Source organism: Paenibacillus sp. J22FR83 (genome assembly GCF_059691955.1).
The window spans coordinates 51,925-78,465 of sequence record NZ_JCAUAM010000012.1 but is presented as its reverse complement, the minus strand read 5'-3'; the positions used below and the strand labels follow the sequence as shown (position 1 = coordinate 78,465).

Sequence of the window (26,541 nt, the reverse complement as noted above, 5' to 3'; positions counted from 1 at the left end):
GTTTTTAACGCGATCATTAGCGATCGTTTAGACGGTTGTGTGATTTTGTTGTTTCAGCTGCTTTTGCTGCCGCAGAAAATCTTTCCCATACTCCCCGTGCGGATTAATGTCCGCGTGTTCGATTTGAATCGTGGCATGCTCGATGCCATACTTGGTTTTCAGCGTCTCGTTAATCGCGAGTATAACGCAAAAGGGTTGAATGTTAGGACTGATAAACACGTGCGCAGTCAGGGAATAATGGTCGGTCGAGACGGCCCAGAGATGCATTTCGTGGACATCTTCTACGCCTTCAACCTTTGCGATCACAGAGCGGATTTCGTCTAGATTAAACTTTTCAGGGACGGATTCCATCAGGATCATGAAGGACTCTCGAATGATTTTGCCCCCACCTGTAAAAATAATGCCCCCAATCACAACTGAAATCAACGGATCGAACCAGAGAAGACCTGAGTAATAAATAACAATCGCCGAAATAATGACACCAACCGAGCTTAGCAAATCTCCGAAAAAGTGCCAGAGAGCGCTTTGTACATTCAGATTCTCTTCCTCCTTGACGCTGTTATGGAGAACCAACGTGAGCACGAGGTTAACGACGAAACCAATCGAGGCAATGCCCAGCATGAGTCCCAATTGGATCGGTTGGGGGTGAAGGACACGCTGGATGGCTTCGATGCAAATGCCCAATGCGATGATGCAAAGCGCCAATCCATTGAGAAAAGAAGCGACAATCTCAAAACGCAGGAATCCGAATGTGAAGCGGGCATTGGGCTGACGCGTAGCAAGTTGGATGGCGACCATGCTCAGGCCAAGCGCAAAGACATCTGAAATCATATGAGCCGAATCGGATAATAGCGCAAGGGAATTCGAAAGCACCCCACCGATAATTTCAACCAGGGTAAAAAATGCCGTTAAGATGAGGGTGACCCACAGGGTTTTTCTTGACTTACTTTGTTCTTTCACATGGTGGAGATGATGATAGTCATACTCGACGCTCATAGGGTTCCTCCTTATTTAGAATTATTCTAATTAGTATATACTTAGTATATGCCACTTGGGGGAAACGTGCAACTGGAATTGGGGAGGAATTTGAATGTGAGGTGGGGGAGGAGTGGAACGGAGACGAGAGACCAGAGACAGCAAATTAGAATATAAAGCGTTTTCTAATTTGTAACAGAAATGAAATATTCCTGTTATGGTTCCATAATGTTCACTTGGTAATATAATAAACAAGACCCCCTTTTTAATATAAACTTTTAGAACCCGGCCCCGTTGGCTGGGTTCCTTTTTTTTGTCTGTGTTTGAAACCGTTGGTAGATAAGGGTTTGTGGATGGTCAGAAGGGGCTATAACACCAAAAAAACGTGCATTGGTCGGTTTTTGGTCGGCAAACTATAGGATAAGAAGGGGAACTAAAGGTTATTTCAGGAGGTTTTCTAAAGCTTTTGAAGCATCAGATTGCATAAAGGAATTAAATGGGAATATAAATCCATAGTTATTTATAACTTGTGTGACCGAGCCTATATTGTATAATTAGTAAAATTTATTCTGGAGTATGCCTGAATCGTGGAACCGGATTTCTCATTTCAGTCTTATCAAGCAATCGATTCCAGAGCTTAGGAATAGGACGTCCATACTTGTGCATATAAGAAAACCTTCCCCATTATACTTATTACCAGAACGAAGTCTTTCTTCCTCGATATGACCAGAGTTAACCCAGAAGAACTTTTTTAATCACCAAGTGAGGGGATCACAGTTTCAACTGTAGATCTGTTCACTTTTTTCAGTATTCCAAAATGAAATAAAGATAAAATTATTTTTCCACCAGAATTTATAGGTTTTTTGGGTTTTGGGGTAAGCGAAGCTTACCCTTTATTTAATTAACTATTATTCGTAATATTTAACATTTTAATTTTCTGCTAGTGGCTTCTATTCGCTAAAATAAAACTTGACAAGTAGAGAACAATACAGTTGTTTACAAAAACAAAAAAAAACAAACATCTCTTTTGAGTTATATTGGATAATGTTGGAATGAACTTATTTAAAAGGAGGAGAGTCGATGTTAACTTAGATCTGCGTAGTACTGATGTTTTATGAGTAGTGTCAAAATATAAGTGTTTTTATCAGAATAGAATGCTATTTCTTTGAGTAAAATTTTTTATCGCAATAAGATGACTCATATATTTATTTGGAGGAGACTATCATGGCGAAAATATTAAGAATAGTTACATTTTTTACGACTATCATTTTTTTTCTATCTATTATCAATACTTATAACCTTAATGCAAGCGAAATGCCTACTGTTTTTAGCTCGAGGGCGAATCAAGGAGAAATTATAGTTGATAACCTAAATTTGAAAGAAAACAGTGAGAATGTAAATGTTATCAAGAAGAAACGAAAAAGAGTAAGTGAAATATATTCTAAGAGCACTAAAGATAGCAAAACATACTTAAATGATGATAATACGTTAACCGTTGTAAATTCTGCAACTACAAATACTAGCGGTATTAAAGAAGAAATAAATAATATTACAAGAATTTACGAGAATGTGTATGGAAATATTCGTAATGACTCCTCCGTAACATTTCGTACAACAAATGCTTCAACAACAATATCAGAAGGTAAATATTCAATAAATTACGTGCCAATTACTGAAAAATCGGTATCGGCTAGTGTGTATAAAAATACTATTGATTTTAATAATGTCTGGGATGCAGCAACATTAAGATACCATGTTCTAAATAACGAATTAAAAATGGATCTATTATTAAATTCAAACTCAGCTCCTAAAAAAATTAACTTTAAAATAGAGGCAAATAGTTTGAGTCCTATCCAAAAAGATGATGGTACCATTAATTTTATAGATAAGGATAATAAAACAATATTTGTTATTCCGAGAATGTGGGTTCAAGATTCTAAAAACAATCAGCGCTACTTTGATAAATTAAAAACAAATATTGTCCAAGTAGGTTCAGGCTATTTGCTAGAGATTACATTAGATGATCAAGGTTTAGAGTATCCTTTACTAATTGATCCGACAACAACTTATCACGTATTTTCTCCATACGATTCTTTAAATACTGTAGTCGTAGATACGGATAACTTTGATGTGTCATCAATTGTAGAAGTGAAAGTATCCAATAGTTCCTATAATGGTGTATCTATACAAAATTTTCCGACAAAGGTGTTTGCGGCAAAACAAGAGTATTCAAATGATATTGGAGGTGGTTCTCCTGATGAAGAAGGGCTAAATGTAAGCTGGATTGCAGAAACTAATTCTTTTGATGGCAATCAAAATGAAGCAATCATTAATAACTCGTTTTTAACTAACATTCTTGGTCCAAACGGAAAGATTTACGGGTTTGTTTTCTATAGTGACTATTTATACTCGTTTACTAATAATTTTTCTGTAGAAATAACTTATAACCCAACCCCTACGAATACTAGCAACTTACAAGCAAATGTAACATATGGGCAGTTTCATGCACCAATTGTGTCATTAACATGGGCGCCGGCAGCAAATCAATCCTTGATAAGTAATTACGAGATTTTGTTAAATGATAATTACATCGGAAGTACAATTCTAAATAGCGTAAATATAACCGATTTGCCTAATATACGAAATATGTCATATAAATTTAAAGTTCGCCCCTTACTAAAAGATGGTACTTTCGGCCTTAACTCCAATGAAATTGATGTTTATATGGAAGATTTGTATGGAGCAACAAATTTAAGAGGATATGTTGTAAATGGTAATACAATGTATCTTGAATGGGATAGCCCAACAAATTTGGATTCAGTTAATCACTTTGAGGTACTGAATAATGGTGTAGTCATTAAAACGGTGATAGGTAGTTTAAATACAACGATAACGTTAAATGCCGGAGAGATTTATAGTTTTAGAATAAGAAGTGCAACTAACTACGACTTTTATTCTTTATCCACTAATGTATTGGAATATTCTGTGAATCTAGTTAAACCGTTTGTTTATAAATATGATGCTAGTAACAAGCTTATGGGTATAATTAGCCCTCCTGATAACAACTTTCCTACCTTTGGAACTAATTATAAGAGATACCTGTATGACAAAAATGGAAACTTTATTAGTAAGAGAAAGGCAAATACCAACTTTGAGGTTTTTATGTATTAGAAAATTAAGAACATAATAAAACATTTAGATTATCAGTATTATTTGAGTAACAGGAAATAATTAACAAAGATAGGAATGATCACGAAGTAAATGACGAATCCTGCATTGCATCATTCGTAAAGCGTTGATGTTAATCCTAGAAATTTATTCAGGTTTAGAATCATTATCACACTTGGAGGTTAAAAAATGAAGAATCACAAGAAATTTATCGCTATTTCATTATGCGCTGGTCTGTTATTATCAAGTTTTGTTTCTTCTGGTTTTGCCCAAGAAGCAGTTAATAAAATTAGTACAATAACAATGGGACAAAGAGCAATTGAAACTACAATTGTTGCTCAAGTATATGCACCTGTTCCAGCATTAACGGAAGTAACCACAATAAAGGAGTCCGTAGCTCAGTCGGCTATGACATATATCACGAACAGTATCCAATTTGGAAGTCAGACCCCACAGTTTTCCCTTACACAAGAACAAATTACTGACTTGTTCAAGGATGGCTATACTATCGAAGACATAATTAAAGCGGTAGATATTGGGAATAAATTTGGCGTCGAGCCTGTTCTTCTTTTAGATAAACGCAAGTCAGGTGAAGAGTGGGCTCGAATCGAATCAGATGTTAAATATGATAAGAAACGTACATATTTAGAAAAGTACAAACCTTTAAACACAACTAGAGCAAAGAAAATCGAAAATGAAAATCTAGACATTGATAGCCAATTCCATGTTTGGATAATGTTAGATAAACTTGTAGATGAAACTTCTATTGAGGAAGTAATTGCTAATTATAAAAAGAACGGTAAAAAGGGCCTAGAAGATGTACTCATGCAAAAGAAAATTGAATCAAGGTCAGCTAAGACCATGGAAACTTCAGGAGTAGATTCCATAAATCAAATCGAAGACGAGGTGCTGGAGTTGGATTATGCAGTTTCCAGAATAGATACTAAAAAATTAGATAAGTCTCAAATAAAATCTGAGAATGTTGTATACAGCAACACTGTACAGGAGGTTAAGAAATAATGAAAGCACTTATTGGTTTTTTGCAAACTTTTACCTTAAGTGTTCTGCTCTTTTTCTCATCATTTAGTATGGCTTTTGCTGATATAGATAAAGACATGGAAGGTGTACTTAATGGTTTAACTACACCAAGTCTTGTCAATGAAACATATAAAGCTGAGTATCAAGATCGCAATCAGATGGAGGAAATTGTTGATCAACAATCTGGATCCTTAACGTTAAAGCAAAGAGAGTTTAATTTGTTGGGTAAGGATGGATTAGATCTTTCAATTGGTAAGATATATAATTCATCGCAATCAGAAATAGGAAGTAAACGTGTACAGATTACTGCAGTTCCATATCAATATCAAATAGGTACTGGTTACTATTTTGAACTCTGGGGATACAGTTCACAGGCTGAATATAATAGCGGGGCCCACACTTATTACATGAGAACTGGAGCATATGATACAGAAGAACTTATGAACAACTCTTTAAATTCTTCTTTAGGTTCTTGTTTGAGTTTGTATTATATTTGTGCTTATAGGGCTGACTCAGGTCCTGTATATGCAACAGGAGTCACATATACAGTCACTAACCAAGTTTCGCAAGATAATTATCTTCATTCTAGGTTTGATTTAGGTGCAGGATGGTCGCTAACATTCCCTTCCGTACAAATTCAAAATGAAAACGGGACAACTTATCGATACTTTCATGATGGCAATGGGGGAAGTTACCAAATTAATCTTGCCCTAGGTGGAAGTAATCTAGTTGATTACCAGGGGAGTGATGTTCAATTTCTTCAAGACAATGGGAGCTATACAAACGGTCAGAAAATCTCAGCATATGTTTTCATTGCCAGTGATCAAAGAAAGACATATTTTGCTGATGATGGGCGTATTTTGGGTATCAAAGATCGGTTTGGGAACGAAATTAAATTTACACATACAAACAGAACGATTAATGGAGTTTCATATCCACAAATTAATCAGATTGTAGATAGTATAGGCAGAGTTGTTTCTTTCAACTATACAAACAATGTTTCTGAAAGCATAAATGGACAAGCGACTATGACCGATCAGATATTAGTAACTATTCAAGACCCGTTGAATGTTAATCGCTCTTTTAAAATTAAATACACAAAGCTCAGAGAAGCTGTAAATGGTCAAAATGAGCCCAAACTTTGGCGTACCACTTACGCTGTGGGAACTCCGGAAGAATATAGTGTCTATTATGACTATGAGAAGCGGTCCCAACGATTTGATTTCAATAGTAAAGTATTATCCTCTTCATCGTCTTTGCTATATCAAGAAACGCTTACAAAGGTTTCCTATCCAAACTCCGTTTCATATTTTGAATATGAAAGTTTGTTGCGAAATCTAGGCAGTAGTGGACTTTATGATGCATTCCGTGTTAAATCGCGCTACGATAAAGAACTTAGAAATAATGGTTCATGGTATGAAGCGACAATAAAACAAAATGAAATAGCGTACACATACTTTGGAGACTTAACAGGTTATCCATCGTATACAAACCCAGATAGTTTACCAAGCACGTATTCGTTCAATACTACTGCGAAGATTGTATCTACTAATTTGCAAACTCAAACAACCTTTAATGGACAAAAACAACAAATTCAAGTACAAACTACTGCAAATAATGGTGAAAAGAAAATCACAAAGAACATGACGTTTGACTCGAGGTTTAAGTTTCTACCAAAAAGAGTGGAAATGGACACATGTGCAATAAATGGAACTTCTTGCAATGTGCTTTACGTCGATCAGACATATACTCCATGGGGCGGCTTAGAAACAGTTACCCAACCAATTACGCTTACGGAAATAAATGATAGTGTGAAAAAAGCACAATATACGACCACATATGAATATCACCCAACGTATCACTTTATTACCTCGAAAAAGTGGTATCAGAATTCTTCTACACTACTAACCGAATCTTCGTCCTATACAACGGATGGAAGGCTCCAATCTAGTATGAATTCTGCTGGAGAAACCACCAGTATTGTGTATTCAACATTACTGGATGGGACTTTTCAGGTTGACGCTACGAAGCCATTGGAAAATAATAAACAAGCAAAGACGACAACCAAGTATGCTCTAACTGGATTAAAAACTTTCCCGACAACAATCAAACAGTTCTACACTGATGATACCGGGGCACTTGTTTCAACTGAGGTAAATAAAACGTACGATTTGTTATTTAATGTAATCAATACCGAAACGGATAATAGTAATCACCTGAAAAGATATTCATATGATAACTTAGGTCGATTAACTTCTACCGTTATGCCAAACTATACGGGTGCTGATACGGTTACGTATTCAACAGAGCAAAAAATAGAATACACTTCTAATGCAACTGATTCCAATTTTGATACAGAGAACAAGAATCTTGTTGGCACTAAAGTCCGAACATATACAAATGTTAAATATCACGATGCAAGCTTCAATCAAGACGTTACTGAAACGTATTCTGAACGGTACGTGTATTACGATGCATTTGGAAAACTCATTTACCAACAATTTGCAGATATCAATCAAAGTCCCGTAATCTGGATTAAAGAAGCGCAGTACCATTACGATTCTTTACGTCGTCCTATCAATGTAATTGATGACCAAGGAAATACTAAATCTGCAAAATATGATGATTGGGGAAGCATATCGGAGAATATCGATGAATATGGGAATGTGTATCACACTGATCGAGATTTGTATCAACGCAAAACGTCTAGCTTTTTTGTTGCTAATGCTAATGTAGCCTCTTATCGTTCCCAACCAAACTTGGATACAATCAGCATTGGATCAAAGATTGTAATTATTAAAGAAAATTTGCTAGACACAAGCTACGACCAGTGGGGTAAACTTAAAACGCGAGCTGCTTATCCTAATTTTCCTAATCGAACACTTAATCTAGTTTCAGAATCGTATCAATATGATATCGCTGGTAACATGGTGGGTTATATAGACCCTAATGGTAATTTAATCCAATATGTCTACGATAAAATGGACAGATTATTTAAGGTTATTGATCCTAAGCTTCAAACAACTCAGTATAATTATAATCTATTAGGAAAATTGAACAGTTCTCAACAAGGGGATGAAGAAAAGACTTGGTTTAAAAGAAAGGATTATGATGAAGTCGGGAATTTAAAAATAAAAACAAATCAAGCAGGTGTGCAGGAAAGTTTTAAAGTCAATGATTTAGGGCAAGTCACGGGAAGGACTGACCCCAATCATATTCTTTTTGAATATCTTAATGATGAATGGGGACGCCAGAAATTTGCTTCAGATATAGGAGGCAGTAGTAGCTTTAAGACTTACTATGGCAATAGTCCTTTTGGAGCAACAAAAGTTGAAGAGTACATTAACAATGGAAATAGTTTGCTTCGTTCTTTGCAATATAGCTATACATCAACTGGGCTGTTAAGAACCAAGTCAGTTACAAATGAGGGATATACCAACACACTTACCAACCAGTATGATACATTGGGGAGAATAATAAGTGAAAAAGATCCTTTTGCTTATATTACCAAGTATTCCTATGACAAAGGTCGATTGGATAAGGTGCAAACAGATGGTCAAAATGTTCCGGCAACTAGCGATAGTCAATACGCTAAATATACATACTTTCCAAAAGGTAATTTAGAATCTGTTACCTATCCTAAATTAAGTGACAATTCATATTTAAAATCTAATTATACATACGATCAAATAAACCGATTACTCAGTATTACTAATACCAAAGGATCGCAGATAATTTCCCAGTATAATTATTCTTATGATGCAAATGGAAATATGAAGTCGGTGGAAGATGCGACAGGAAAAACAACATATGATTATGATAAGCTAAACCGCCTAACCGAAATTTATCGACCGAATGGTAATAGAGTAACGTATTCATACGATACAAGAGGAAATCGTAAAACATTGTCGGACAGCCATTATAGTATAGAAATGAGTGATGTTAATTACACATATAATGTTTGGAATGGTCTTACGCAATTTGTGAATGCGGCAGGTATGACAAGTTTTCAATATGACCAAGAAGGAATGCGTATAAAAAAGGAGTCCCCTATTGAAACGGTCAGATATTCGTATAACTCTTCGGATAAAGTAATTGCGGAGTCTGATACTAACAATGTAGTAAAAGCCAATTATGTATGGGGGCCAGACCGTTTATTAGTAAAAATCGATCGTAGTAGTACTACAACAACTCAGTATTACTATGTATACAATGGTCATGGAGATGTTGTTCAGATAGTAGATACCAATGGTATTGTAAAGAATAGCTACCAATATGATGAGTGGGGTAATATATTAAATAAGATTGAAGCCCAGGGTGTAAAGAACTCATTCAGGTATGCAGGTGAACAATACGATGAAGAAACAGGTCTATATTACTTAAGGGCAAGGTACTACGATCCCACTATTGGTAGATTTATAAATGAGGATACGTATGAGGGGCGGATTGATAATCCGCTGAGTTTGAATTTGTATACATATGTGGAGAATAATCCGTTGACTCGTACTGACCCAACAGGACACTCATATGCATGGTCTCTTAATTTGATTTCTAAAGGTTACAATAAGGATGCTTACAATACTGCTAATGCATCACTTTTAGTATTTGGGGCTAATGGTCTCTCTGCTGCTATACCTGAATTCTCAGATTTTGCTGATGCAGAGGCAAATTTCCGTCAATTATTTGTTCCTTTTCATGAAATTGCGCAAGTACAAGCTGCAAAAGCAATTTATGATAAATATGGAAAGTCTGCAACATTAGAAAAAAGTATTAGTAAACCAGCAGGGGAAGGCAAAGGGGATTATAAAGCCGATATCGTTTTAGGAAATAAAGTTTGGGAAGTAAAACCATTAAATGGAGAAGATCCAAAGCCACAGTTAGAACTTTATAAAAAGGCAGGGAATCTAGTCGAAGGGGATATGTTTAATCCAATCAATGGTGTAACTGTATTTGGTAATGTTAAGATGAATGTATCATTTCCAGCAAATGGAGAGGTTAATTATTCTTTATATTATCAAAATGAGGATGGAGGTATAAAAGGGTTAACTACAGTAGGTGCGGCATATGTAGTAGCTAGATTATTATTAAAAATGACTCCATGGGGTGGAAAACTATCCCCAGGCTATTGATGAAAGGAGGATGGCTATGCAGTTCGATGATATTAACCAGTTGTATTTTCCAACATATTTTGAGGTTAAGCATTCTCCTACAATTAAGGTTATGGTAAAAATAGATCAAAAGTTAGATGGATATCATATAAGAAATCTTCCTAATCTTATAACTAATTGGTCATACCCTAAGAGTGGTAAGAACGTGAAGCCGTTTAGATTAATTGACTTTAAATCTGCTGAAAAAGGATTTGTAGCAGAAATAAAGTTGATTAAAAAAGATAATGAAGTTGATGAGCTAAAATTGTTTTGTCAGGATATCTTAGATATCTTTAATTGTGAGAAAATAAGTGTATTAGAATGGAAGATGGAAGAATTGTAGATATGAATTTCATACAAATTACCACCTTTGCGACTAACCATCGTAGGGTGGTTTCTTTTTGTCTGCCGCTGTATCGCTAATAACAAAAAATAACCGCTCATAGAGTAAGAGTGGCGGCTAGTCAAATAGACCCCACCTAGTGCGGAATGAATTTAGCGCTGTAAATATAACACATATAACCTATGTCATACCTCTGTGAAGATTTTGTTAATTAGTTTGTACGCACAAATACGTTTGAATAATATACCCTAAATAACGCTTTAGCGTTACATTGAACAGGTCGAAGAGGTCTGAAATAGATTGGAAAGCTGTCCAAACCATTGCAGCTGTAGCAGGGGCAGTGGCTCTAGGGGTTTAATAACTGTTGTATCAGATGGAGCTGGCGCTCCCGCTATTCCAGGGTTGATTAGAATTGTCACACATTAGTGTGTTAAAATGGAGGGTATAGCTAAATGGACATTCAACCAAAGAATAGGTTTTCAATAAAGAATGTGCTAGAAAGGATTGCTGGAGCAAGACTAAACATGGATTTTTGTTTGAGGGTAAACTGGCTTCAGTTCTGTGGAGATATACTCGAGAAGTGAGTGGGATAGAGCAGTTTATTACATTCCAAAAAAGTAATCACTTTTCTGCTCTAAGGTTTGACATTAGAACATCTCTTAACCCTAATACCCCTATTTATGCTAATCAACTAGAAAAGCGAGTGGAGGAATGGTGGGAGTACTCCGATGAAAACTCCCTAGCGGATATCGTTTTTGAATTAACCAACGTTCTGATCGAGAAAGCAATTCCTCTGCTTGAAGTTTTAAGCATACCAGATCTTTGTCCTTCAGAAGAGTTAGGAAGGAAATTACTGGATAATCCTAAACAAGTGGCTTACAAATTTGCTCAAGAGTTTGAATTAAATTTATCTGAAGAAGCGAGCATATCTATTGTTGAAAGCTTACTGCTTAAAAGAAAGGCAATGCTATTAACTGAAGACTGGGATTATATTATGGGAGCTAGTGCTTATTTAGGTCAATTAATAATACATACTTTTGGGGGGGAATGGGAGTGGGAAGATCTAAGAAAGACTCCTTCAATTGTGGGTATTAATGGTAAACCAAGTATTACTTTCAGTCCGCTTAGAAATGTGGCTCTTTTCTGGGGTAACCCTAACAGAGAGGATTACAGCTTATTAAGTAAATATAGAGTAATAAAATTTGTTGCTACTAGATAATATATGTATAAAGAACCACCCCGTGACTTTTCACGGGGTGGTTCTTTATATCGGTATTGGTAGACTCTCGATGCAAGGTCTGGTTGAAAAATTATCTGGCAAGTCGTAAGGACTCCTGTAAAGCCTTGTTTGTAACCTCTATCCTTTTGTAATGATGGTTTATAGCAGATTAGTTTTGGCAGTTAGTTGATTAAAACAGGTTCAATTAGACTGTTATTATTCTATTTGGGGAAATTAAGCAACATCTAATAGTGACAGGTAAGGAGCTGCGTGCATGGAAAACCAGGAGACAGAAGAGTTTCTCATAAAAAAGTTACGCAATACATAGAAGGGTATGTCTATGATGCTGATCTATTAAGTAGCGATTGTTTGAAAGTGATTGTGGAGATAGTACGTACCTATCCAATCAGAGTGAAGGAAAATGTTAATGATCTAGGATGAGAAGGGGAACTAAAGGTTATTTCAAGAGGTTTTCTAAAGCATTTGATGCATCAGATTGCATATTAGGCATTAGATGGGAATATAAATCCATAGTTATTTTATAGCTTGTGTGACCGAGTCTTTCTTGTACGATTTTCGGATGAATTCCTAAAATTAGTAAAATTGATGCTGAGGTATGCCTGAGATCGTGGAACCGGATCTTTCTCATTTCAGTCTTATCAAGCAATCGATTCCAGAGCTTATGACAATCATGTTTAGGAAGAGGACGTCCATACTTTGTGCTTATAAGAAAACCTTCATCATTGTACTTGTCACCAGAGTGTAGCTTTTCTTCCGCGATGATACGAATTCTTTTGTTGATAGAGTCTATAACAAATGATGATATTGAGATGGAGCGTGTACCAGCTGCAGTTTTAGTTCCAACTTGTAGCTCCCTTTTGAAGTTTAAAATGTTGCGAATGTATATCTTCTTATTCTGTAGATCGATGTCAGACATTCTTAATCCCAGTATCTCCCCTTGGCGAATACCGCAATGTAGCGCAAGTACAAAAATTACTGCTAGTCTATGATTGGATGTCGCGGCTAAAAAGACTCTGGCTTCATCTGGACTCCAGTGAGCCATTTCTTTCTTTGAAACTTTAGGCTTCGATACGAGCGCAGCAGGGTTACGTGGAATTAGCAACTTCAACTCAGCATCAGCCAGTGCCTTATGAATCACCTTAAAGACATTCTTATTAAAACTTTCAGATAATCCCTTCTCCTCGATTGTACTTAAAAGATTTTCGATGGTCATCGCGTTAATATTTACTAGCTTAATACGCCCAACTTCCGGGATAATATGTTTTTCAATAAGAGTTGAATATCCTTTTTTTGTAACTTCTCTAATATCCCGTCTGTTCAGGGCGGAAATCTGGAGGCAAGAGCAGTTTCTTTACTTTTAATAAGGACTTCAGCCGCGGCTCTTGTACTTCGTAATCATTAATAGAACTAGCCCTCCGCATTTTTGATTAAGAAACCATTTACCTAGAGAGCTGATCATGGCCGTCTTTCCTTTCGGACTTACAACAAGTGATCTCGGCCAAAACGTTGTAACGAGCTTGCTTCTCCGTAATGGTAGATCTTTCATTCAAATAAATCCTCTCGGCTCTTTCATTTTGAATTTTGCTTTGTTGATATACAGCCGTTATGTAGCCTCGGCATTCGGGATCTATACTTCGAAATCCCCTCAGCCATGAGCAATCGAAATATAAGAGTCCTATTAAAATTTTGTCATTGTAACGGCTTAGCATGGGACAAGCCCGGCAGGAAGAGCTGCTAGAGTATGTATTAAGAAGCGAGATGGAGGAAGACCAGCTGCAGCTGCAGGCTCTTTCTATGAATTTGAGTCCCTAGTATAATCAGAATATATTGATTTTGAAGTTAGGTGCATATATGGATATTCCAGTGGTTTCTGTTGATATAGAAAAGGCACATGTTGATTACTTGGAATTCAAATCCACAAGGCACAGCAAATTCTTTGATATGTACCACATATTGAGCAGTGAAACTAATCCTGCCATTTTATTAGGGCTGAGGAAGCTGTTTCCAGCATTTGCGTATGTTCTACTTGAAGATATGGGAAACTCGATTAAGAACCGCTGCTAAGTGTCTATAATGTTTTTGAAGGACAAAAGGGGGATTAGTCGTTGAGAGTTATCGCATGTTCATAGAAACTGAAATACCCGAATTTTTACGTCTTTGGACATTCCACCACTGAAAAATCGGGATAATCTTATAACACCAGAGCATCGGATATACGAAGTAATAATTATGATAATGAACCTGTTGAGGTTTTCTCAACAGGTTCAAGCTAAGTATCATGTAGCATATTCTTGTTACATGACTGATATTGCAAGAAATCTTTTAACTCTAAATTGCTTCAATTTCTTCAAATGCTAGACCAACGAGTTGATTTTCGTGATAAAAATCCAAAAAACGTTCGCTACAATAAATCACTTTTGGCCAAAAATAGGGGATTCTAAAAAGATCATTGCCATTCCAAGTTGATAAGTCAAGTTTAAATGAAGTAAATGAATCTACAACCTGATTACCAGGTGAATATGCTCTTTTGTAGCTACATTTATTACAATCCTCTGTAACCACATTTGAGCTAGGGTGAAAGTGAACGGTAGAAACAATATCAAATCTCTCGTAAACTGGGGGATTATCTGCCATTTTCTTAACATTTATCCCTGTTTCACGTATATATCTCCTTTGCTCTATTGTTAAATTATTAGTAGAAATTACCGGAAAAGACATAGTGGAAAACCCGGAAATTTGGTTTTCACGCATAAGATGACTTGTTTTTTCTAAAACAAGAGGAAATTTATAAGTAGATAAAAAATTTGGATAGTTAGTATTTGTTAGTGCGACTTCATATGTCTCTGGTACGACTGACCTTCTCCATTGCCTATTGCAATCAGAACAGTCAATTTCTTCAGTATTACCCAAATCTGCAACCTCTGTACCATAAGCAAACCTTGGCTTGTTCCCTTGGCTAAGGGATACATAAAAGAATTTCATATTTAACTCCTTTCAGAATCGGTTTAAATATCCGAATTTCTTAGCGATTTCTCTTCCTTTTGCAAGTACCTCCGCCACTGTTGGCGTCACACCATTAAGAGCATTTATATAATTTTGCCATTCTGTATTTAAAGCTGACTTATCACGTAGATGTTTTGTGGCTTCAATCCAATCTAAATTCTTAGGTTTATGAATTTCTTGATCAGATCCAAAAACACTTTTAAAGAAACTTCTGAATTTATTCGGGAAATGATGGTGTGCATGGTATTTATTTCCGTCTTGTGGGAACTTTCCATATTCTTTAATTAAATTATCTCTCTTATTTGAGTAAGTATATTTGGGTGCATTTTGTAACTTTCCGTTAGTTGATAGCAACACTTCAGTTGATATACCCGCTCTTACTGTAGCGAATACAGATACCGCCTTTAGAATTACTTTAGCACGATTAGCTGTAATTGAAATTCCAGCAGCAGGAACTGACGCGGGTGAACCTGCCACTGAAGCAGCCGATAGAACCGCAACAGTACCGGAAGCTATTGATGTAGCCTGTGCAGCATAAGATGCTATCTTCGATCCAGTTGCTGCACTTGCCCATGTGGTTATTGATGCAATACCAACTAGAATATGACCTGCTAAATATAAGGATTCATCTTCATAGGTATCAAAATCAAATATATGTTCCCCAAAAAAGCCTGAAAATAAATGGTCATCAACCCCAACCATTATTCCTTGATTAAAGTAATATAAATCGTCCTCTTCCTGAAAATCGCTAGTTTTTAAATTAACTTTATTTAAAATATCATTACAAATATCATCAACAATACCCTGAAAGTCAAGTTCTTTAAGATTACTCCAAAAACCGCTTATATTAGCTTCATTCTCATCCATTGAAAGAGCAGCTACATTTGATGGATGATCAATCCCTCCATTATAAGCATATCTACTCGTTACTGTCCAACCACTGTTGTAATGTTGGTATTCAGTTAAAAGAGAGTTATTATCTGAAATAATGATTGCTTTTTGGTTTCTTGCATATTCATCAAAATTCGAAATATAAACTCTTTTACTTATTCCTTGTCGATCTATTACCGTAGTGTAGTACCATTCGGGGGTATTTACGATTCCTAATCGGGTGCTTATGGCTTCATTTGATGCTCCCTTTACTAAAATGTAATAAGTATACCCAACATTTAATTTTTTTCGTATATATGATAATTTTATATCATTACTATCATCATTTTGGTCAATTCTGTTTTTTAAATTAGGATCATCATAAATTTCTAGCATTGTATCACTGACAACGTTGTTCAAAGGCATAGTGTATATAGAATAGCTGCCATCTTCCGTTGGTGTAAATTTATAAATGTTAGCATTATTCGATGCGACTGAAACATCAAGTAGCTGGTCGGGGGAAATAGTTCCTGCAACAGGTCTAGGTGTATCCGAACTTATTTTAAAACTACAATATAGTTTGTGTGAGATTGAAAAATAATAAGGTCTAACTCTCACGAAATAAGGTGTATTCGCTATTAAATTATACCTTACACTTGAAAAACGATTCCCTACCATTAAATCATCATTCGTTGACAACAAATTATACTGAGCTTCATCAGAAAACAGGTCTATAACTGTATCATTAGAAGCACCTGTGCCATCATAAGGACTAGTTTCAAAAGTATAAGACCCAGATACACTAGGTATGAATTTATAAAGTCTTGACTGCGCATTATTCTCGCTGAGATTAACAGACTGATTCACTGATATTGGCTGCGTAGAGTGGTTTGTACCAACTGCAATGAAAACTGACTGTCCCGCACGCCCCTCACTGTCGTTTGCACTAAGGAAGGTTATTAGAGTAGTACCTGAATCCATATAAATTGTGTATTCGGTACTGTTTGTTATTCTATCACCCACATTATAAGATTTCGCTCCGGGAACTGATCCCCACTTTAATGTTACACTGTTTCCATTATAGCGAGTTATTTCAATATTACTAATTCTCGGTAATGGGGTATATGTATCACTAATAGAAAAAGTATAATTTGATGCACTATCAATTTCCTCAGTTGGTTTAACTCTCACCTCATAGTCGAAACCATCGACAACTTGGGGGAAGGCTTCAGTTTTTCCTTTTGCATATGAAGACGATTCAAATAACAATTTCCCGTCATTCTTACTATAAAACTCTAATTTGGAATATGCTGTTCTATCTAGTGAAATTTTAATTTGACCACTCTTGTCTGCCTTAAATGTATATACGTGATATTCATTGTTATTAAAAATTGCTGTTTTTTCAGAATCAGGAGTAGTAGTAAAGTTTTTTGGATTTGCGCTTGCAAGGAATACTTCATCAATAAACCCATCATCACTTTGTAGTTTTCTGTATTTTAATGAAATATTCACACAATCCTGTAAGAGATTATTCAAATCGTTATATTTTTTTGCAGTCTTAATTGTTTCGATTAGCTTATCTAACAGGTCACGTTTCTCGATAATTTGTGCTAATAAATATTCCCTTTCAGTATCGATTTCAATGGCATCACTAATTTTCGTAAGCTTTCTCAGTAACTTACTTATTTCTTGATAAAAAACATCATATTCAGTCTCGATGTTTGGATTATTTTCACCTTCAACTAGCTTTATCTCAGGACCAGACGCTGATACGTCTTGATTTTCCTGTTGAAGCACTCCTAGAGCTCTCGCAACGTTAAGTATTCCATTACCATATTCAACGACATTTCCCAATTTACCGGCACTCTCATACAGCTTATTTTTAAGTTCCGAGGCAGTGTAGTTGGGAAAGTTACTCCACACAACAGCTGCTGCACCTGTAACATGTGGTGCTGCCATAGATGTACCAGACATTAATCCATATTTCCCATCAAGAATGGTACTTAAAACATTATTTCCAGGTGCAACAAGATCAATTTCTTTTCCAGTGCTAGAGAATTGAGCTCTTTTAGAGCTTTCGTCCACAGCTCCAACAGATACTACTTCTGGAAATAATGCAGGGTATGTTTCAGTTTCATTGCCTACTCCCCGGTTACCAGAAGCAGCAACCATAAGTATACCCTTTTTATCAGCATCTTTAATGACATCATGAAGTGCTTGACTATAATTAGTTCCACCGAAACTCATATTTATTATATCTATTCCATTATTTATTGCCCATTGAATACCTTGAATAATCTTACTGTAATTACCTTGTCCGTTCGAGTCAAACACTTTGACGCTATATAACTCCACATCTTGTGCTACTCCCACTACTCCTATATTATTTTGAAGGGCTCCAATAACACCGGCAACATGTGTACCATGTCCATTATCATCATCGTAGCTTGAATTGTCCAAGAAACTTATTCCACCAGATATTCTTAAATCAGGATGTGGGGCGATTCCAGTATCAATTACTGCAACTTTTATTTTGGGGGCTCTATACTTATTTAAAATTAATTCGGTTCCAATCATCTTTATTCCCCAAGGAAACTGTTCTTTACTACTTGTCTCATTTACATTATATTCTATTTCTTTAATTTCCGAGACTTGAGCAGAGGAGTCTAACTCAAAAAAATCTAAACTACTATCGCTCACCAATGATTTTAATTCATTCTCATCAAGCTCAGCACTGATTAGGTTTGAAGTTATTTTCTTTCTCTTACTATTAGAATTTTTATTTAAAAAGGTCGATGAATCGTGTTCCTTTTTAAATGAAACGATATACTTTTTCTTATCTTTTGCTTCTTTTTTTTCTACATTCTCATTTATTGATTTATCAGGTTTAATAGGTAGAGCTTTGAGTTCCAGATCTAATAATTTTGCTTCACTGGCATTTACAGGTGCTGCATATGCAAAGCTAAATGAGGTACATAACATTGCAACTATAACTATGAAAATGATCAATTTCCGTAACAATCGCATTCTAGTCGTCTCCTTTAAAATAATATTCGTTTAGCGTGCTCCATTACCCCATTTAATTGAATTGCTTTTTTTAGATATATTTAGAGAAGAATCATATGCTATTACTTGAATATCACATGTAGCAAATTCCGACATATTTGTAATTGTTGCATAATTAGTAGTTACAATACCTAAATAAACTGAGTTAATATAAATGCCATAATACGGAACACCACCAAACTTATTGTTATCTTCGGAGGGGTCCCAAGCAATTGTTACTGAATCGCTACTGCTATTCATTATGTGTACATTTATAGGAGGACTTGGAGGTGTGTAGTCAGAAGTAAAAACTGAATAACTCAAAGTATTTTCGCTTAAATTACCAGCGTAATCCTTCGCTTTAATCTTAAACGCATTCCAACTTGCAGGCTCGAGATCTTTAAGGGTAAATGTTGTCAAGTTTGTTTCGCCTACTACGATATCATTATTAATTATAAGATAACTTTTAACACCGGAATCTTCATCAAAAGAACGAGTCCAACTTAAGTCAATACTAGTATCCGTAATATGGGTCCAACCCAAATTTGTAGGTTCAGTGGGTGCAGTCTCATCCAACGTTTTGACTTTTAATAAATTTCTCGGAGGTGAAAAATAACTTGTGTCCTTTTCATTTGACATTACGAAAAATGAATATTCTGTATACTCTTCTAGATTGCTAACTACATATTCTTGTGAGGTGGTTTTACCGATAGAAATTCCATCCTGAACCACCTCATATTCAGATACTAATTCAGGGTTTGTCACTTCCCAAGAAAGTGTAATCGATGTTTTTGTTTGTAATCTGGACCATAAGTTCAATGGTGTTATATTTTTTGTCATTACAGTGATGGGTGCAGACTTTTCAGATTGAACTCCTGAATTACTAATTGCTTGAACTGAGAAATTATATGACGTGTTATCGGTAAGATTTGTGACTAATAATTGTGTAGTTGTTGAAGTACCAATGAAATTGGATCCATTAAAAACACGATACTCCTTTATTCCCGATACTGATGACGATGGGTCCCAAGTCAAACTAACTTTTGTTGCTGATTGTTCTGTTGATTTGAGATTACTAGGTATAGAAGGAACACTAATATCAACTACATATACAACATATTCAGGAGATCTAGTTACATTGAAATTATTGTCAATAATTTCAAAATAACTAATGTACTTACCTGGATTATTATTGAATCTACTAAACTGAGCGGTCATTCTCCAAGTTCCATTTCCTAAATTCACTGCTGAATCGTAAGCCCAAGCGGTTCCTGCCATTTCAGATCGAGTATAACCACTGACTGCTTTGACTCCAGATTCAGCATCTTTAACGCCAGAGATCAGTAAATCATAAAAACCATTACTAAGACTCACAGAAAGTGGGAAAGCAACTCCATCGAATGTTGGTGGATTATTATCAACAACAATTGTGTCAGTGTAGGTTATACTTAAATTACTATTTAATATATCTACATAATTACTTGAATATGGAGCACCGCCGCTTATCGTGGCGCGTAACCCAGTAATTCCCGATTTATTAATAAATCCACTAGCATTATTTAATCCTAGACCAATTGTTGTGCCGGAAAAGTTATATATATTAATCAAATTCGCACTCGGATTTGCGTCAGTTGTGTATGCACCTTCAAAATATTGATTATACCACTCGAGAATTAATAATCTATTATCACGATCACCATTATATCCAATTCCTTGTACTATCCATGTAGCTGAATTGACCATAGCGCTTTTTGGTATACTTGATGTATCCCACTGTATTACCCCAGTTGAATTTACAAATTGTCCAGAGTTTTTTGACTTACTTGCAAATCCACAACTTCCATAACAATTTGTCACAAATTGTTGTTGAATCGGAGGGTAACTGCCTCCACTACGCACGATAGCTCCCATTCTGAAGATGCTAACATTAACTGAAGGGTCTATAATTATTGGGTATGACAATCCACTGGTGTCTACGCTTAAGTCTAAATACGATTTATTTCCTTCTTTTCTCATCTTCTGTGTTACTTCTTTAGTAATACCATTTGAATCCACCAACCATGCAGGACTAATACTAAATATATCTGATGAAAAGTCACTATTTAATTTACCTTTAATCTCAAAAGAGAATAATGAAGGTGCAAGTGAATTTTTTAACACTATTGACTCTTTAACTCCTTCGGGAGTTACTTGCAATATGAGGTCCGAGTATTTCCAAACATTTGAGTAATGTACTGAGTCCTTAGAGTATACTGAACCGGTAACACTTTCGGCATTAAGAGGTATGAATTTTAAAGTATCTTTTTCTTTACTTATGCTATAACCTTTTTTTATGTTTTTCGGTATAACTGGACTAAATGGGACCTGAGTAGCTCTAAAATCCATATCATTGGATTTTAAATTTTTGTTTTTTGCATCGTTTTTAAAAGTTTTAACTTCAGCAACTGAATCTATAGATAAAGTTCTGCTATCATCAGATAATAATTGCTGTTCATCAATTAGCTCAGTATTAATATCTTGAAATACGCCCCTTTCATCTATAAAATGCATTGGTTGTGTAGAAATTAGTGCTTCAATTGTGCCATCGTCATTTCTAAAATGTTTACTATTTAAAGTTCTCCTACTTAATAATTCTTGTTTTCTCAAAGAAATAAATGGTTTGCCATAAACTTGTTCTTTGACTGTTAATTGATTTTCTGAGTTTAAATTCATTAGTCTATTATTGCTGTGTTCTTCTAATTCGTAATTTTTCTCTATTGTAGGACTATTTGGTAATTCATTCGAATAATTCAATGAAAGAGGAGAATTATCAAAGGCTGCATAGGAAACATCATAAAAATTTAAAAGGAGAAAAACCATTAAAAATATTTTGGGAATCTTGTAATATACCACAATAATCTTGCCTCCCTATAGATAAAAAATGGCAACAACAGTAATACATCTGTCAAATTACTAATATTACAAAAAAATGGAAGGATTGGTCTGCTATTTAATAACTCAACTTTCGCACTTCGAAATTGGTAAATAGACCTTGATGCAAGTTGGCAAACCGGCAAACTAATCCTGGAGCTGACAATGAATCAGTTTTGAGATTCTCTTTCCTGTCTCTGCGGCAACTTCATTCATCGTGCACCCAGTTGTTGAAGTGCGACGACCACGCCAAATTAGTGAATACACGCTTCAGACACTGTGAAAAAAGCACTTCTCATGCGTATTGAAAAGCTCATAATCGATCACTTTGTGGCTATCCTATTGATGATGTTGAACAGATACTGTCCATACGGATATACGTGACGCCAATCCCCAAAACTTGGTTCAGCTGGTCAACGGCTAGGTCTCGAAATAAGTAGGGATGGATATGTTAGGCATGGAATCGCTTGCTTAAATTAGGTTTCGGTTTTAGATTGCTGCTAACCCAATGTTTTCATAAAATGTCGTACACGCCTACGGTTGACCTCAATGCCCCCGGCCTTGAAGAAAACGTCGATAACCAATGTAAGTTGCATCTTATAGATTTTATCGATCTGACGCATGATCAGGATATTCACATCGCTGTCACTGTTCTTGTATCTGTAGCGATAGACACTGGTCCTGTTCTAACCCCGCAGTTCTGCCTGAAGCTTAATTGTGATCTCTGTATGGTCACGCTCCACCATCGTTTTGCGAGCTTCAAGTACTCCATTTGAGGCGCTTTTCAGTGCGAAAGTTGAGTAAACAACTCCTGCTTTGCAGATGAGAGAAACAATCTAAAACCAATCATTTAATTGTACCTTTTTTAAAAAATATAAATTGATAACTCACGTAGGATATAGGAACTTTAAATCCTACAAACATACTTTCGTTCTTTCCATTGGTCCATTCCTTCTTATAGCTGTATTCTTCATACGACTAAAACTTTATCGCGTTCGTAAAGGTTTCATACTACTGTAGTGGGTGTTCGATCCTTACATCTGCACATTTCATAAAAGAGAAATACTTACGGAAACTACCCCAACGTTTCTACACCTACTCATCACTCAAGACAATAGAGACATTTATATACCCCTTTCGATAACTTATAACAACAATTTTAACTATATATTACTTTAATTCTATTTGCAGTAAGAGAAAATGTCGAAATCATAGGGTTTTTGTCGAGAAAACAGGGGGGTTACTCAAACTAAATAATTAATTAACTAAAATCTTGTTTTTTTTATAGTTCTAATACATAGTTGTGAGATTTAAACAATTAATATGATAATCTCCTTCTTAAAAGAAAAATTAGTTAAGATCGGGTAGGAGGCTACCCATTAATTGAATCACCAACCCTCCATACCAGTATATGTTACTTTCTGTATACGGCTGTTCCGTTAAATGAACGTAGTGTCTTATTGATAATAATCCGAGAAGAAAATAAACCGAGGTTCTTTGACGTGTTTTACGAGGACCTTGAGGGGAGAAACCAATTTTTGCGGAGTTTTTGATCGAATGTATAGCTTTCAACAAAAGAGCATAGAAATAAAGAATTACTCTGCTAATGATTTTATAAATAATAGAAATTGATATGCCGTTCAGTTTACTTCTAATGGTTATAATGAAATAAATTAGAGAGCACTGTGACTGCATTTAGAAATAAAAACATGCACAAAGATTTCGGAGAAGAAGTGATTACAAAGTTGAAAATATATGGAAAAATAATGAGATTGCCGATGTAAAAGATATAAAAATTAGTTTTAAAGAGCAGTGTATTAAAGCAAATATTATTAGAAGACTTAATCAAGATATTGTTTGTATCATTAAAAGAAAAATCAGGTAAATGGCAAATTCAATATTTATTAAGTATATCTGATATGTGGGTAAATGAAATTACGCAAGTGAAAATAGATATTTTATTGAGATATATGGAGGTGGCTGAAAAGTTTCTTTGCAGTAAGACTACAAAAGATCAACTACTCTGGAAAAAGTTCTTTGCTGTAGCGAGTTATTATAATATTTGGATAGCTGATAGCTTATTGGATGAGCAAAAAGAGGAAAAGTTTGGTTAAAGCATTAATTTGCTGGCAAAGCTTATGAAGCAAGTTGGTTAAAGTATGCAGTTGATAGAAATCATTCGGAACTATTTGATAATACAGTTTCGTATGACGAAGATCATGAAAAAGTTTATATTAATAATACGCATAACTATAAATATCATAAATGGGATGAACGGCGCAAAAGGAAACATATTTTTTCTCAACAGTCTATATGTTTGACTTATTAGATAATAATACCAAGTCAGAATATGAGGTGTATTACTCTCCTATTTGGGGGACTAACATGGTAAATCCTTTTCTGCAAAAATTTATGAGAATGGTGCTTTAATAAAATTAAACTTAGAAATTATCAATTAATTTGGTCTGCGGTTGTTTTGGAGTGGAGATAAACCAATTGGGTGCATAATGTGGACAAGAAAGAGGTATCTTAGGTTATATGCACGCCTATGAATTCCCACATGAACCCATTAATAGTATCACTGTTACCGATAAAAAGTAGTAATTACAGAGTTTAGACATAGGAGTGAGTATAAGCAATATACATATGATTTAGCTAAAAACATATCTGACATTGAGATCAAAATACAGGATTTCGAAGTGAAAGTTAAAGGTTATAATAAAATAGAGGATGCAAATCATTCTATATGGGAAAAACGTAGTTACTCATACAATTATGAGGAAGTGTTTAGACATAAATATAAAAATAGTAGTATAATCCAAATAAAGAAATAAAGCTTTATAGAAGATAAAATCATCCATAGTATTGCATGTAAATATCTTCTCAAATAAATCAAAATAAATCCAGCGTGATCAGCATACGACAAATATTACTATGAATTACCGCTAAGCCTAACCATAGCTTACAAGATAGAGTAAGAGGTGGTCGGTTTTTGGTCGGCAACCAATAATAATTGCGGGTTATTGTGGGTAACACTAAGACAATTATGAAAAAGGGAAAGCCCCGAAAGCCTTATAAATCAAGGCTCAAGGAGCTTTTAGTTCATTATAGGATACCCACGGTAACACGCAAAAATACAGGAGACCCAGCCCCGTTGGCTGGGTTCCTTTTTTTTTGTCGTGGAGAATAACCCTTGTGGGGGAAGGCTTTTCGTGGCGTGTGTGTTATTCTAAGTTTCAAAAAGAAGTTTTGGTAGGAGTCTTAGCCCCCAAGCAACTTGTACGAGTCGTATTGTATTGGATTATCGATAACGATGTTGGTATTATCTTTAAGTACTTCTAACAGATAATGCTTAACTTCTTCAAAGGTTAGAATGGTAAATGACTGATTACTATGACAAATGAAGCCTGTTCCTCTTCTATGTGATCATAGGAGGTTAATAAAATAGGAGAGTTCCCAAAGCTGATTCTATTTAACCAAGAACCTTAATCGTTTGGTTCTTTCTTCACGTTCGATTTGACCCATGTAAGATGTCTTCACACTTTCATTCAGGGCAAGTAGCTCTTGCTTCATTACACCTTTGCCTAAACTTCCAGATATTTTCGCCTATAGCTTCCATGTTTTTTCATCTCTCCCCCCAAAAAAAGATAGACTTCCTTTTGAAAGGTCTCAATATGAAATAGTAGGGATATTACCGATATAGTTTGGAATAAGTGAGGAGCGTATTGTTTAACATGCAAATACATTATTTACAGACGGTTTTTGCCGATTACGAGATGGTCGAGCACTTCAATGCTTATGATTTACCCAGCCTCTTTTAAGTGTTTTCTCAAAATTACGTATTCAGACGATGGGATTGAGTCTCCACTTGAACGATCTTGTGCGCATATAAGAGATGCGCTGCAACGCTTGAACGTGGCGAATGATATAAGGATTTTGGATAGGAATTGTAAGAATTTTTACTAACTGTAACATTGCAGTGATTTGGCGTGTTTTTATCAAAGCCAATACCTTTAATGGAAACTGGCTGCTGCTTAGAGGCGTCCATAAGCTCTACTGTTGTCAAGAAGTGTAGGTATAACTTTAGATGACGCTGTCTAGATGCTCTATTAGGAATTCGGTGAATAACTTTTTCAGATGTTCATTGTGTTTCTGATTGATAGAACATGTTTCCTGTGATTTGGGGATTGAAAAATAAAAATACCGAACACGTTTAATTGTGTTCGGTATTTTGCGTCCAGCAGGATGTCCTCTCTCGAGGACTACCTATCATGTATAGGTATCAGGAATATAATAAAAATTAAAACCAATGGGTTTACTAAAGCAATAAAGGCAATTTAACGAATCATTGTAAATGACAAAAGTAAGTGTAGATTGAAGCCGATAAAATTAGTCTGATGATTCTAAATCCACCCGAAGTTAAAGTATACATAGTAAGAGAATCTTATGAATACAGTAGGAGGTTCTCGCGCTATGTTAAATATTAAAGATAAATCCGTCATTATTGAAATGGATCGGAATGACTTATGGCAATTAGGAACTGCTTTATTCAATGGAATCATAATGGAGACACAAAAAAAATGGGTGCATTATTATAAAGGGGAAACTGAGGCGGATTTTCTCCACTATGTGCGACTTCAACACCATGTAATTCTTGCTTATCTCCAGGAAATTTATTGCTATTTAGACAGAATTGAATTGATAGACTCATTAGAAAAAGAATTACTCTCTATTTATCGACAAGAAATTCCAGGCTAATACGATAATATTTTACAGAAACCATCTTGGCATGTAAAATGTTG

General features: G+C 35.3%; 13 protein-coding genes. 7 read left to right on the top strand and 6 right to left on the bottom strand.

Features of this window, described 5'->3' with window-relative positions; translation table 11 throughout:
• Nucleotides 1–27 precede the first annotated feature (27 nt).
• Nucleotides 28–996: a cation diffusion facilitator family transporter gene (locus tag AC58PV_RS21655; RefSeq protein ID WP_497434503.1), complete on the bottom strand. Its 969-nt coding sequence runs from the start codon at nt 994–996 to the stop codon at nt 28–30.
• A gap of 1,203 nt (nt 997–2,199) precedes the next feature.
• Between AC58PV_RS21655 and AC58PV_RS21650 the strand changes: the two genes are divergently transcribed.
• From AC58PV_RS21650 to AC58PV_RS21630, 5 genes are all read left to right on the top strand, one after another.
• Nucleotides 2,200–4,146 carry a hypothetical protein gene (locus AC58PV_RS21650; protein ID WP_497434502.1) on the top strand — a complete coding sequence of 649 codons (1,947 nt, stop codon included), beginning with the start codon at nt 2,200–2,202 and terminating at the stop codon, nt 4,144–4,146.
• Nucleotides 4,147–4,332: 186 nt separating this feature from the next.
• Nucleotides 4,333–5,163: a hypothetical protein gene (locus tag AC58PV_RS21645; RefSeq protein ID WP_497434500.1), complete on the top strand. Its 831-nt coding sequence runs from the start codon at nt 4,333–4,335 to the stop codon at nt 5,161–5,163.
• The gene (locus AC58PV_RS21640; RefSeq protein WP_497434499.1) at nt 5,163–10,310 is read left to right on the top strand and encodes an RHS repeat domain-containing protein; all 5,148 of its coding nucleotides are present in this window, start codon (nt 5,163–5,165) and stop codon (nt 10,308–10,310) included. Before AC58PV_RS21645 ends, AC58PV_RS21640 begins: the two co-directional genes overlap by 1 nt.
• 16 nt (nt 10,311–10,326) lie before the next feature.
• A complete protein-coding gene (locus AC58PV_RS21635) occupies nt 10,327–10,671 on the top strand; it encodes a hypothetical protein (RefSeq protein WP_497434498.1) in 345 nt (114 codons plus the stop codon).
• Between the two features lie 580 nt (nt 10,672–11,251).
• Nucleotides 11,252–11,890: a hypothetical protein gene (locus AC58PV_RS21630; protein ID WP_497434496.1), complete on the top strand. Its 639-nt coding sequence runs from the start codon at nt 11,252–11,254 to the stop codon at nt 11,888–11,890.
• Nucleotides 11,891–12,347: 457 nt separating this feature from the next.
• On the opposite strand, the gene AC58PV_RS21625 is transcribed toward AC58PV_RS21630, so the two are convergent.
• The 5 genes from AC58PV_RS21625 to AC58PV_RS21605 form a co-directional block, all read right to left on the bottom strand.
• On the bottom strand, nt 12,348–13,124 hold the full coding sequence (locus AC58PV_RS21625) for a tyrosine-type recombinase/integrase (protein ID WP_497434495.1): 777 nt from the start codon (nt 13,122–13,124) through the stop codon (nt 12,348–12,350).
• A gap of 156 nt (nt 13,125–13,280) precedes the next feature.
• Nucleotides 13,281–13,457 carry a hypothetical protein gene (locus tag AC58PV_RS21620; protein WP_497434494.1) on the bottom strand — a complete coding sequence of 59 codons (177 nt, stop codon included), beginning with the start codon at nt 13,455–13,457 and terminating at the stop codon, nt 13,281–13,283.
• A gap of 782 nt (nt 13,458–14,239) precedes the next feature.
• Nucleotides 14,240–14,893, bottom strand: coding sequence for a hypothetical protein (locus AC58PV_RS21615; RefSeq protein WP_497434492.1), 654 nt, complete (start codon nt 14,891–14,893; stop codon nt 14,240–14,242).
• Between the two features lie 12 nt (nt 14,894–14,905).
• Nucleotides 14,906–18,811: a S8 family peptidase gene (locus tag AC58PV_RS21610; RefSeq protein WP_497434491.1), complete on the bottom strand. Its 3,906-nt coding sequence runs from the start codon at nt 18,809–18,811 to the stop codon at nt 14,906–14,908.
• Nucleotides 18,812–18,841: 30 nt separating this feature from the next.
• Entirely contained in the window at nt 18,842–21,721 is a 2,880-nt protein-coding gene (locus tag AC58PV_RS21605) for a fibronectin type III domain-containing protein (RefSeq protein ID WP_497434490.1), read from the bottom strand.
• A 1,871-nt stretch (nt 21,722–23,592) separates the two neighbouring features.
• Between AC58PV_RS21605 and AC58PV_RS21600 the strand changes: the two genes are divergently transcribed.
• On the top strand, nt 23,593–23,853 hold the full coding sequence (locus tag AC58PV_RS21600) for a hypothetical protein (protein WP_497434488.1): 261 nt from the start codon (nt 23,593–23,595) through the stop codon (nt 23,851–23,853).
• Between the two features lie 2,359 nt (nt 23,854–26,212).
• Nucleotides 26,213–26,497, top strand: a complete 285-nt coding sequence (locus tag AC58PV_RS21595; protein WP_497434487.1) for a hypothetical protein — start codon at nt 26,213–26,215, stop codon at nt 26,495–26,497.
• Nucleotides 26,498–26,541 lie beyond the last annotated feature (44 nt).

Excerpts from the sequence above, each read along its gene's own strand:
- AC58PV_RS21655 (WP_497434503.1), bottom strand. The coding sequence starts at position 996 with ATGAGCGTCGAGTATGACTATCATCATCTCCACCATGTGAAAGAACAA.
- AC58PV_RS21650 (WP_497434502.1), top strand. The coding sequence starts at position 2,200 with ATGGCGAAAATATTAAGAATAGTTACATTTTTTACGACTATCATTTTT.
- AC58PV_RS21645 (WP_497434500.1), top strand. The coding sequence starts at position 4,333 with ATGAAGAATCACAAGAAATTTATCGCTATTTCATTATGCGCTGGTCTG.
- AC58PV_RS21640 (WP_497434499.1), top strand. The coding sequence starts at position 5,163 with ATGAAAGCACTTATTGGTTTTTTGCAAACTTTTACCTTAAGTGTTCTG.
- AC58PV_RS21635 (WP_497434498.1), top strand. The coding sequence starts at position 10,327 with ATGCAGTTCGATGATATTAACCAGTTGTATTTTCCAACATATTTTGAG.
- AC58PV_RS21625 (WP_497434495.1), bottom strand. The coding sequence starts at position 13,124 with ATGACCATCGAAAATCTTTTAAGTACAATCGAGGAGAAGGGATTATCT.
- AC58PV_RS21620 (WP_497434494.1), bottom strand. The coding sequence starts at position 13,457 with ATGAAAGATCTACCATTACGGAGAAGCAAGCTCGTTACAACGTTTTGG.
- AC58PV_RS21615 (WP_497434492.1), bottom strand. The coding sequence starts at position 14,893 with ATGAAATTCTTTTATGTATCCCTTAGCCAAGGGAACAAGCCAAGGTTT.
- AC58PV_RS21610 (WP_497434491.1), bottom strand. The coding sequence starts at position 18,811 with ATGCGATTGTTACGGAAATTGATCATTTTCATAGTTATAGTTGCAATG.
- AC58PV_RS21595 (WP_497434487.1), top strand. The coding sequence starts at position 26,213 with ATGTTAAATATTAAAGATAAATCCGTCATTATTGAAATGGATCGGAAT.